Origin of the sequence: uncultured Intestinimonas sp. (assembly GCF_944387725.1) — a bacterium.
Lineage (GTDB): Bacteria > Bacillota > Clostridia > Oscillospirales > Oscillospiraceae > Intestinimonas.
Window position 1 is genome coordinate 1 of record NZ_CALXGA010000071.1, and the last position, 10557, is coordinate 10557.

At 62.4% G+C, this 10557-nt stretch carries 11 protein-coding genes and 1 pseudogene; 5 read left to right on the forward strand and 7 right to left on the reverse strand.

What is annotated here, in order from left to right:
• Positions 1 to 421 precede the first annotated feature (421 nt).
• The 5 genes and pseudogenes from Q0K09_RS09195 (at position 422) to Q0K09_RS09210 (ending at position 3569) form a co-directional block, all read left to right on the forward strand.
• Positions 422 to 1873, forward strand: coding sequence for a 4-hydroxyphenylacetate 3-hydroxylase family protein (locus Q0K09_RS09195; protein WP_294475568.1), 1452 nt, complete (start codon positions 422 to 424; stop codon positions 1871 to 1873).
• A 10-nt stretch (positions 1874 to 1883) separates the two neighbouring features.
• Complete coding sequence (locus Q0K09_RS09200) at positions 1884 to 2180, forward strand: NifU family protein (protein ID WP_294475570.1); 297 nt, start codon at positions 1884 to 1886, stop codon at positions 2178 to 2180.
• A pseudogene (locus tag Q0K09_RS10830) lies at positions 2125 to 2433 on the forward strand (nucleotidyltransferase domain-containing protein); the annotation flags it as partial. The gene Q0K09_RS09200 and the pseudogene Q0K09_RS10830, both read left to right, overlap by 56 nt.
• 75 nt (positions 2434 to 2508) lie before the next feature.
• Positions 2509 to 3192: a DUF421 domain-containing protein gene (locus Q0K09_RS09205; RefSeq protein ID WP_294475572.1), complete on the forward strand. Its 684-nt coding sequence runs from the start codon at positions 2509 to 2511 to the stop codon at positions 3190 to 3192.
• Positions 3189 to 3569 (forward strand): DUF4363 family protein, encoded by a 381-nt coding sequence (locus Q0K09_RS09210; protein ID WP_294475574.1) that lies wholly within the window; start codon positions 3189 to 3191, stop codon positions 3567 to 3569. Before Q0K09_RS09205 ends, Q0K09_RS09210 begins: the two co-directional genes overlap by 4 nt.
• Positions 3570 to 3786: 217 nt before the next feature.
• Here the strand turns inward: Q0K09_RS09210 and Q0K09_RS09215 are convergent, their stop codons facing one another.
• The 7 genes from Q0K09_RS09215 to Q0K09_RS09245 form a co-directional block, all read right to left on the reverse strand.
• Positions 3787 to 4302 (reverse strand): EutP/PduV family microcompartment system protein, encoded by a 516-nt coding sequence (locus Q0K09_RS09215; RefSeq protein WP_294475576.1) that lies wholly within the window; start codon positions 4300 to 4302, stop codon positions 3787 to 3789.
• A gap of 4 nt (positions 4303 to 4306) precedes the next feature.
• A complete protein-coding gene (locus Q0K09_RS09220) occupies positions 4307 to 4738 on the reverse strand; it encodes a BMC domain-containing protein (RefSeq protein ID WP_294475579.1) in 432 nt (143 codons plus the stop codon).
• An 11-nt stretch (positions 4739 to 4749) separates the two neighbouring features.
• Positions 4750 to 5109: a BMC domain-containing protein gene (locus Q0K09_RS09225; protein ID WP_294475581.1), complete on the reverse strand. Its 360-nt coding sequence runs from the start codon at positions 5107 to 5109 to the stop codon at positions 4750 to 4752.
• 99 nt (positions 5110 to 5208) lie between these two features.
• On the reverse strand, positions 5209 to 6747 hold the full coding sequence (locus tag Q0K09_RS09230; RefSeq protein WP_294475583.1) for a hypothetical protein: 1539 nt from the start codon (positions 6745 to 6747) through the stop codon (positions 5209 to 5211).
• Positions 6734 to 7381 (reverse strand): restriction endonuclease, encoded by a 648-nt coding sequence (locus Q0K09_RS09235; protein WP_294475585.1) that lies wholly within the window; start codon positions 7379 to 7381, stop codon positions 6734 to 6736. Before Q0K09_RS09235 ends, Q0K09_RS09230 begins: the two co-directional genes overlap by 14 nt.
• Positions 7382 to 7625: 244 nt before the next feature.
• The gene (locus Q0K09_RS09240; protein WP_294475587.1) at positions 7626 to 9074 is read right to left on the reverse strand and encodes an N-acetylmuramoyl-L-alanine amidase family protein; all 1449 of its coding nucleotides are present in this window, start codon (positions 9072 to 9074) and stop codon (positions 7626 to 7628) included.
• A gap of 65 nt (positions 9075 to 9139) precedes the next feature.
• A complete protein-coding gene (locus Q0K09_RS09245) occupies positions 9140 to 10459 on the reverse strand; it encodes an FUSC family protein (RefSeq protein WP_294475589.1) in 1320 nt (439 codons plus the stop codon).
• Between the last annotated feature and the right edge of the window lie 98 nt (positions 10460 to 10557).

Genomic DNA, 10557 nt, shown 5'->3' on the forward strand with positions numbered 1-10557 from the left:
TACGCCTTGCGTTTCTTTTCTTTTTTCATATCCACATTCTACTACTTCTTTCCCCATTTGTGAATACGGTTTCTAAGTGCTTGAAGTAATAATACTCCAATTCCACCGATTTTTCAAGAATTTTTATTGATTTTTTTGAGCATTATTTTGCATACAAGGGTGTGACAAGCTTGGACCTGTCTTACAGGCCGGGGCGCCGGCCCGGAGGTCCGCGCCCCGGGAGCGGAAGTTTTCACTTTTAGAATTGCATTTTTGCTGGGATTCCTGTATAATAATGTCTGCTGCATCAACTGCGGGGCGGTGGATTCCTGCGCCGCAGGCTCTCCCGCGGCGGCGGGTCCCCCACACCGGTGATTTTATGGCAGGCGCGGCCAAAAAAGGGCGGCGCTTCTGCATAAAAATACTTTAGGGAGGAATTGAAATGGCACTTATGACTGGCAGCGAGTACATCGAAAGCATCCGCAATCTGCATCTGCGGGTCTATATGTTCGGGCAGAAGATTGACAATCCGGTGGACGACCCCATTCTGCGCCCGGCCCTGAATTCGGTCCGCATGACCTATGACCTGGCACTGATGCCGGAGTACGAGGACCTGATGACGGCGGTCTCCCCCCTGACCGGGGAGCGGGTCAATCGGTTTACCCACATCCATCAGAGCACGGACGACCTCATGAAAAAGGTGAAGATGCAGCGGCTCCTGGGCCAGAAGACCGCCGCCTGCTTCCAGCGCTGTGTGGGCATGGACGCCTCCAACGCGGTGTACTCCACTACCTACGAAATTGACCGGAAATACGGCACCTCCTACCATGAGAACTTCAGGAAGTTCCTGGCCTATGTGCAGGAAAAGGACCTGACCGTGGACGGCGCCATGACCGACCCCAAGGGGGACCGCTCCAAGGCCCCCCACGCCCAGTCCGACCCGGATCTGTTTCTCCATGTGGTGGAGCGCCGCCCGGACGGCATTGTGGTGCGGGGGGCCAAGGCCCACCAGACCGGCGTGCTCAACAGCCACGAGGTCATTGTGATGCCCACCATCGCCATGGGGCCGGAGGACAAGGACTATGCCGTCTCCTTCGCCGTGCCCATGGACAGCGAGGGGCTCTACATGATCATCGGCCGGCAGTCCTGCGACACCCGCAAGCGGGAGGGGACGGAGATGGACGTGGGCAATTCCGAATTCGGCGGCGTGGAGGCCCTGACCATCTTCGACAACGTGTTCGTCCCCAACGAGCGCATCTTCCTGAACGGGGAGACGGAATTCGCGGGGATGCTGGTGGAGCGCTTCGCGGGCTATCACCGGCAGAGCTACGGCGGCTGCAAGGTGGGGGTGGGCGACGTGCTCATCGGCGCGGCCGCCACGGCGGCCGACTACAACGGCGCGGCCAAGGCCAGCCACATCAAGGACAAGCTCATTGAGATGACCCATCTCAACGAGACCCTCTACTGCTGCGGAATCGCCTGCTCCGCCGAGGGACACCCCACGGCGTCCGGCGCCTATCTCATTGACCTGCTCCTGGCCAACGTCTGCAAGCAGAACGTCACGCGCTTCCCCTATGAAATTGTCCGCCTGGCCGAGGACATCGCCGGCGGGCTGATGGTCACCGCCCCCTCCGAGGCCGATTTCCGGGACGAGACGCTGGGCCCCGTCATCGACAAGTACCTCAAGGGCGTGGACGGGGTGTCCACGGAGAACCGCCTGCGGATTCTGCGCCTGATTGAAAACCTGGCTCTGGGGACGGCGGCTGTGGGCTACCGGACGGAATCCCTCCACGGGGCCGGCTCTCCCCAGGCCCAGCGGATTATGATCGCCCGCCAGGGGAATCTGGAGCACAAGAAGGCCCTGGCCAAGGCCCTGGCCCACGTCAAGGAGTGAGGGGTCCGGCGTGGAGACGGCAGACATCCTGGAGGAGATTGAACGGGTGCTGGACCGGGAGGTCCGCCCGGACCTGGCCGCCCACGGGGGCGCGGTGGAGGTGGTGGAGCTGGACCAAGACGGAACCCTCCATGTGCGCATGATGGGCCGGTGCGCCGGCTGTCCCGGCGCCGGCCTGACCGCCGAGAGCCTTATCCAGGAGGCGGTGACGGAGCAGGTCCCCGGGGTGGCGCGGGTGGTCCTGAGCCAGCATGTCAGCGGCGAGCTGCTGGCGCAGGCCCGGAAGCTCCTGGCCCACGAGCTCTGACCCCGCCGGAAGGCAGCCCATAACCGGTACGCGCCCAAGGCCAAAGAGCCTTGGGCGCGTTTGCCTGCGCGGGGGCCGGGATGTGACCGGGCTGCCCCTTCACGGCGCGCCGGACATCAGCGGCCGGGGCGTGGACAAGCCGCTGAAGCGGCTGCGCAAGTCAGGCCCCGCGCTGTTTGAGTGGTTTTCCTCCCCCATTGTCTGCCGGACCGCCTTTGCGGCGCGGTTTCCGTCCGCGGCGCGGCGCTGCTTCTCCTCCCGGCGGAGAATAAACGTCCCCGGCCCCGGGCATACTGAGGAACAGATTACCTTCCGGGGAGGTCCGCACATGGTCATCGGCGTCATCCGCACCGTCATTTTATATCTGCTCATCATCGCAGGGGTCCGGCTCATGGGCAAGCGGCAGGTGGGGGAGCTGGAGCCCTCGGAGCTGGTGCTGGACCTCATCATCGCCGACCTGGCCGCCGTGCCCATGCAGGACTTCGGCATCCCCCTGCTCTCCGGCATTCTGCCCATCTTCACCCTGCTGTGCGTCACCATGATGCTCTCGGTGCTCACCATGAAGAGCGTCCGCTTCCGGGCCGTGCTCTGCGGCCGCCCCAGCATCATCATCGAAAACGGGCGGATCAATCAGCGGGAGATGCGCAAAAACCGCTTCACCGTGGACGAGCTCAGCGAGGAGCTCCGGGGCCAGGGGGTCACGGATTTTGCTGCGGTCAAGTACGCCATTCTGGAGACCAACGGCCGGGTCTCGGTCCTCCCCTTCGCCGGCGAGAAGCCCCCCACCGCCCGGCAGCTGAACCTCCCGGCCAGCGACGGCGGCCTGCCCATGGTCCTCATCAACGACGGGCGGCTGCTGGAGCGGCACCTGAGGCAGCGGGGCTTTGACCGGGTGTGGCTGGAAAAACGCCTGGCGGAGCACGGCGTCCGGTCCCCCAGGGAGGTCTATCTGCTCTCTGTGGATGAACAGGGGCAGGTCTATTTTGTGCCGAAGGAGGCGGTGGGGCGGTGAAGCGCCTGTGGATTGCCGCAGCCCTGCTGGCCGCCGCCGTCGTCCTCTCCCTGGGGAGCTCCTGGTATCTGCGCGTCTACCTCACCCGGGTCTCCGACCTGCTGGACCACGCCCAGGCCCTGGCCCTGGAGGCGGACTGGGCCGGGGCGGAGCACCTGACCCAGGAGGCATTCCTCCGCTGGGAGGCGCGGGATGGCTTCTTCTACACGGTCCTGCGCCACGCCGACGTGGACCAGGTCTTCACCGGCTTCCGGGAGGTCCAGGAGTACCTGCGCTGCCGGGAGCTGGGGGAGTACGCCGCCGCCAACGCCCGGCTGTCGGCCCAGCTGGATCTGCTCTGGGAGATGGAACAGCTCACCCTCCAGAACCTCTTGTGAACCAAGAAAAAAGCGCCCCCGCCCGGAGAGCATCCGGGCGGGGGCGTCCTTCTTTAGGGCTTGTTTGAAACATGTCAACATGTCCAATCAGCGGGTCTTTTGCCCCCTGGACGGCGCAATTTTTCCTTGAAATCCGCCAGGATTCCTGCGAAAAAATTGCTTGCCAGCGGCCCAAAACCCCTCGCTGCCGGACACATCGCCAATTTTCAAACAAGCCCTAGACCAGGCCGTAGGCAGAGGCGTCCGCCCAGTCGGTAAGGCCCAGGGCCTGCCGGGCCTTGGCCTGCTCCAGGGTCAGGCGGAGGGGCTCCCCCTGGAGGTATTCCCGCAGGGCCTGAATGCCCTCTCCGGTGAAGCTGCTCACCTCAAAGATGCGCTCACAGCCGCAGTTTTCCATCCAGCTGCGCACCATGGGGACGTTGGCGAAGGGGGAGTCGATTTTGGTGATGATGCCGATGAGGGGCCGGTTGGCAAAGTTCTGGCAGTTGGACTCAAAGACGCAGAAGGGCTCGTCCGCCGCCATCAGCAGGGCCAGCACGTCGGCCTCAAAGGAGAAGCAGGCCAGAGCCAGCCCGCACCGCTTGGTCTCGGAGTACTCCCCCGGGGAGTCGATGATACCGGCCCCGGTGTTGGTGTACTGGGTCTTGTGGTAGTGGAGCGCCCGGCCCTCCAGGGCCTGGGTGAGGGAGGTCTTGCCCGCCTCGCTCCGGCCCATCAAAAACAGCTTTTTCATGGTTTTACCGCTCCGTCAATTCGCACACCTGGAAGTTCAGCTCCCGCCGGAAGAAGTCCAGGACGCCCTCCAGGGCGGCCTTGACCTCGGCCCGGCGGCCCAGGAGGATCACCGTGCCGCTGAAGCGGTCCAGAAAGCCCAGCTCCACACCGGCGCTTTTCAGGGCCACGTCCGCCGCCGCGATGGTGGACTCCCAGGGCGTCATGTTCAGCAGGCCGATGGACTCCCCGGTATGGTCCTCCCCCAGGTGGGTGCCGATGTGGAGGCTCAGATTTTGATAGATACAGGTCTGGGAGGTCCCGATGAGGTGGGCAAGGTCGATCTCCCTGCCGGGCGCCTTCACCCGCACCAGGCGCAGGTCCCTCCCCTGGAGGGACGCATAGCTCTGGGAAAAGACCTTCTCCAGAAATTCCTCCCGTGTCATCCGCTCTCCCATGGCAGAACTTCCTATCTCTTGGTGATTTTACACACGACGTAGCCCAGATCGTCCCGGAAATAGTCCACAATCTCCGTCAGCGCCGCCGTCACGTCGGCGATCTCCCCGGTGATGATGACCGTGCCGGTAAAGCGGTCGGCAAAGCCCAGGTAGACGTCGCCGCTCTTCACCGCGATGTCGGCGGCGATGACCGCCGACTCCGGCGGCGTCATGTTCATAATGCCAATGGCGGAGGAGCCGTAGTCAATGGCCGGGTTCAGGCCCAGCTTCTGATAGATGATGGGGGCCGGCCCGCCGATGACATGGGCAAAGGTGATCTCCTTTCCCGCCACACTCTCCTGTACAATCCTGATCTGGTCGCCGGTATTCATGCGCGCCTGCCCTCCTGACCTCTCCGGCGGCGCCGTCCGGCCCCGCCCTTTCTATCCTGGCTGCGTTTTTCTCCATTATACCCGCCTGGGGCGGCAAAGTCAATCGGTCCGGGCGGGCTGAGCGCCCGTGCGCGTTGCCGTCCTGGGTGGGCTTTGGAGCGATTTTATATATTGCTCAAATTTTATATATTGTTGGCTGGTTATCCGTTTGGGGAGCTTCAGCGCCTGCTCGACCCTTTGCAGTTCATGAAAGGATACCGCGCCGATACACTTGGAAAGATCCATGCGCGACAATAGCTTTACCGTATAGGGGCGTTTGTTATCCAGAAAAGCAATGGATTGCAGGAAAGACTGCACTGTATCGCTGTTCAGTAAAAGCATCATGCTGTAGGCCAGATCATAGTCCTCAAAGGCAAGGTAGTATACGGTATCGTCCGTCATAACGGGCTTGGAGGCGTACAGCAGGGAAAACAGCGGTTTTTTGTAAAAGCCGGAAAGGGCGACCTTATAAGGCGTAAAGCTGTACGCGCCAATGCCAAACATGGCAAAGGGGGCGGACTTCTTATAGATCACGCTTTTTCTCCTGTTAAAATCCTCAAGATGCGCGTTGAGATATTTCCAGGTTAAGGGGTATTCTGTCTGGATATAGGATGTGTCCTGCCTGGGCTCGGTCTGTGTGACGATGACATATTTCTTGAAATTCTGAATGACCGGCTGCTTCAAATGGCTTGATTTCACCAGCGGGAACACGAGGGCCTTTTCAATCTCGACAACCTCGTTTCGCTTGTTGCGAAAGCCGTTCTCACAGCTTTCCAACTCCATGACCCCGCCGCAGTCATGCTTGACCCCCTGCCGCCAGGTCATTTGACATCTGCCCTCTAAATCGACGGCCGCTCTGGATGTTTGAATCTTTCCGTCCTCCACAAAAAGGGTATCTTCCAGTTCCAGACCGTCAAAATTCTTTACCGTGCAGAGAATGCGTGTATCCGGCGTGTTCGCGGCGGAGAGCTTCACCACAAACACACAGGCGGCCGCAGAAACGCCAAAGACTTCCCTGCTGTTGAAGGTCAGAATTTCCGCTTTTTCGTACGGAATCCGGTTCCGGGAAAGCTCAAGCAAAACATTGCGGGCGACGGAGGTTTTACAGAGCATACAGATGGTGCTGTCTGTATGTTTGTACTCGGCAAGCAGCTTTAAGAGAATATACTCGCAGATATCAAAATTGGAAGCGCCTGTCAGGGCGTCAATCCCCCGCAGTCCTTTGAAATTGGCCTTCCGCGGAAGATTGTATATTAAATTTGCGTTTGTGGCCCAGGGCGGGTTCCCGATGATTAAGGCACGATCCCCCCACATAATCCGGCGCGTATCCACATCAAAAATATTGCTGACAGTGAGCTTGGCCGAAGGCACGGCTTCCCTTGCCTGCCGGGCATACGCTCTGTTGATTTCAATTCCATATAAGTTCTCGCAGTCAAAGGTCCTCGACGCGGCCAAAAGAAAATTTCCAATCCCGCAGGTTGGTTCTAAAACGGCAGACGGGGCCTCGAAAACATGCCTTTTGACATAGCCGCAAACTCTGGCGCAAAATTCCAATGGGGTCTGATAATCTCCCAGTTCCTTTTTTTCATTCCCAGACAAAATTCACAATGCCTCCTACAGAGTTATTCAGTTCAATGACCCGCCTGTAGTGCAGCCGCCATTGAAGGGCATTGCTGATCGTCAGATATCCTTGCTGTGGCGGATGGGACAGGATCTCATCCGCCAGCGCACTGTATACCATGTCATCTCCGGGAATGTTCCGGTCATAGAGCAGCGCCATAATGTCATCCTTGTTGGCCTGGTATCTGAGCATATCTCTCAGCTGCGCGGTGATGGTATAGTCGGCGGTTCTTTCCGCTTCAATAAAGGTACAATGTGTGATTTGCAGGCGGCAGGTATTCCTAATATCCTGCTTATGATAGACAAAGACCAGCAAATTGTAGCCCAAACCAAAGATTTTCTGTCTCGCCGATTGGAACGGGCAGCTGCTTTGCGGCCGGGCATCACTCGTTGCCTTCATATCCGTATTGACAGAGGGAAGATCCAGACCGGACGCGCTGCTGCCAACCGTCATATCATATTTACTCCTCAGATAACTCTGAAACAGGTGCTCCACATAGGTGCCGACAGCCTTGCCGTCGGTCACACCAAACAGGTCCGGATGCTCTTGTGACGAGATCCTCTGACTAAATTCTCTGGCTTCACGGATCAGAATGTCGATTGTCAGCTCCATCGCGCTTCCCCCAAACCCAGCGGCGTCATCACGCGGTCCAACCACCGCTCCACAAATTCCCACACGCCCCTACAGGACGATGACGGCGCGGGCCGCCGCTTGGGCATCCGCTCCGCAGCGGAGCCGCAAATCCGTTCCGGCGGGCCGCCGGACCCCCCAAGGGTGGAACCCTTGCCCCCGGCAGGGTGCCGGAACCCCCTCCGGCGGGACGCCGGACCCCAAGGGCGGGCCCTTGCCCCCCGGCTCACGCCAGGGCGTTCAGATAGCGGATGATGCCCTGGGCGATGCCCTGGGCCAGCTTGTCCTGGTAAGCGCCGTCCAGGAGCCGGTTCAGCTCCTGAGAGTTGCTCATAAAGCCCATCTCCACCAGCACGGCGCACATGTCGGTCTCCCGGAGCACCACAAAGTCGGCGGACTGAATCCCCCGGTCAATGCCGCCGGTGATCTGGCACAGGGGGGTCTGGACGGCCTGGGCCAGAATGGCCCCCAGGCTGCTGGAGGGGTGGTAGTAAGTAAAGATGCCCTGGTAGTCCGGCCAGCCGTCGGCGGCGTTGGAGTGGATGGAGACAAAGAGGTCGGCCCCCGCCGCGTTGGCCAGGTCGGCCCGCTCGTCGAGCTCCATCGCCACGTCGGTGGAGCGGGTCATCACCACCTGATACCCCAGGCTCTCCAAAAGGGCCTCCAGCTTCAGGGAGACGGCCAGGTCGATCTCCTTCTCGCTGACCCCCTCGTAGTGGGCCCCGGAGTAGGAGCCGCCATGTCCGGGGTCGATGGCCACAAGGAAGGTCTCCGGCCGGCGGGGGGGCACGAAGACAAACCCGGTCTGGCCCTCCGAAGGCCGCACCGTGAGCCGCAGTCCGTCGGACCGGACCTCCACCTGGACGTTTTCCTGGTAGGAGGTCCCCGGCTGGAGGTCCAGCACCACCCGGACCGTATAGTCATAGCCGTCGTAGAGCTCCGGGCCGTGCTGGGCGTACCGCACCCCCGCCAGCTGCTCCCCGGCCACGATGCTCTGCCCGGGGAAGCCGCTCTCCAGGGCGGCCCCCAGCAGGTCCACCGCCACCCGGTCCCCCAGGTCGGTGATCCGGTAGTCCGTCATGGGGCTGACGGTGAGGTCCACCGTCTGGGCCCCGGCGTCGGCGCGCACATCGGTGACCCACGCCTCCGGCTCGGGCGGCGGCTCCAGATCCGCCGTCAGGCGGGCGGTGTAGGTCTTCTGGTCCCAGTCCACCGAGGCCCCCAGGGTCTCGGTGACAAAGCGCAGGGGGATCATGACCCGGTCCACCCCCTCATATTGCACCACCTGGGCCGGAACCCCCCCGGGGAGCTCCTGGGCCGCCCCGTCGACCAGGGCGGTGCTGTCGTCCGCGGTGAGGACGATCTCGCTGCCGCCCTTGCGCACAAGGACCTGTCCGGTCTCCTGGACCCAGAGGACCTCGGCCGCCAGGGCCTCCCCCACCAGGCGCACCGGCGCCAGGGTGCGGTCCCCCAGGATCATGGCGGGGACGTCCCCCTCCAGGGGTTCCCCGTTGAGGGTCAGCAGCACCGCGTCGGCCTCCGCCGGGGTGTAGGTTCCCTGGGCCCAGCTGTAGAGCTGGATGGAGAGGGCGCCGTTGGGCCCCGCCGCCAGGGTGCCCAGCAGGGCGCTCAGGAAAAGCAGGGTCAGCAGCAGGGCGGTTATGATTCGTTTCATTCTCGACGCTCCTTGGCAGTGTTCTCTCGTTCTGTTTCAAATTCTACTCCATGCGCACCCATTCGTCAATGCGCCGCCCCCCGGACGGCGGAGAGAATTTTTTCCATGGAGCCGGGCCGGACCCGCAGCGCCCGGCAGGCGTCGGAGCAGGAGAGGCGGATCATCCTGGCCGTGTTTTTCATGTAGCGCTGGAACAGGTCGTTCATCAGCTCCCCCTGGAAGGTGATTCTGGGGGCCAGCTTCAGCAGCCCCGGGTTGGGCGGATAGATCCAGGCGCTCATCTCCTCCGCCAGGGCGTCCAGGAACAGGTACTCCTCCCGGTCCACCAGGCCCATCTGGATGCAGTACTCCATCTGTTCCAGCTCGGAGAAGAGATGCCACAGATGCAGCAGCAGCGCCCGGCCGGGCCTCTGGTCCGGCAGGCCGGAGTGGGCCAGGCCGTCCAGGCCCTCGTCGTAGATCAGGTGAAACTGGGTCAGCATGGCGCTGGTGACGGTGAGGTCCAGCGGCTCCCGGAGGCTGACCCGGATGAGCTCCCAGTACTGCCGGTGCAGGAGCAGCAGGGCCTTGAGGTTCATGCGCAGCTGGTCCACCCGCCGGGTGGGCAGGAGGAAGCGGTTGACCAGCAGCACCAGGGCGATGGCCAGGAGCAGGCAGGAAATCCGGTAGTAGACCAGCACCGGCACCTCCGAGGTCATGGAGGCCATGGTCAGGGCGAAGGAGGTGGAGAAGATGGGCTGGTACCAGGTGCCCGGCGTGGCGCAGTGCAGGCACATGCCCATGAAAAAGGCGAAGAAAAAGGCGGCGGCCGGTCCCGGCAGCCGGGGGTAGACCAGGGACACGATCAGGCAGCCGATGGGCCGGGTGCGCATCCGCCGGGCGCTGTCCTCGTAGCTGGGCTGGACCAGGAGAACGGCGTGGAGGGGGAACCAGTAGGAGCGCTCCGCGTCCCAGAGCAGGCTCACCGTGAAGGAGATGGTCATGACCACCGCCAGCCGGAGGGCGAAGCGTCCCTGGAAGCTGTCCAGCCGCAGGCGGTCCCGGAGGCGGGTGCGCAGGAGCGCCCAGGAGAAGGGCCTCAGGGGCCGGGGGCCCTCCATGCCCTCCGCCCGCCGGAGGATCAGGAGCAGGGTCCGCAGGAAGCCCCGGCAGAAGATCCGCAGCCGCCCCTCCGGAAGGCGGGTGCTCTCCAGCAGGGCCCGGGCCTGTTGGACCAGGTGCTCCCGGGACACCCCTGCGGGGCGCTCCCCCGTCTCCCGGACCAGGCCGGCCAGGGCCCGGACCTCCCGCTCCCACGCGGGGGGAAGGCCCTCCTCCTGCCAGCCGGCGTCCGGCACCAGGTAGGCCGCCCGCTGGACTAGGGCTTGTTTGAAAAATGTCAACATGCCCAATCAGCGGGTCTTTTGCCCCCTGGACGGCGCAATTTTTCCTTGCAATCCGCCAGGATTCCTGCAAAAAAAATTGCTTGCCAGCGGCTCAAGAT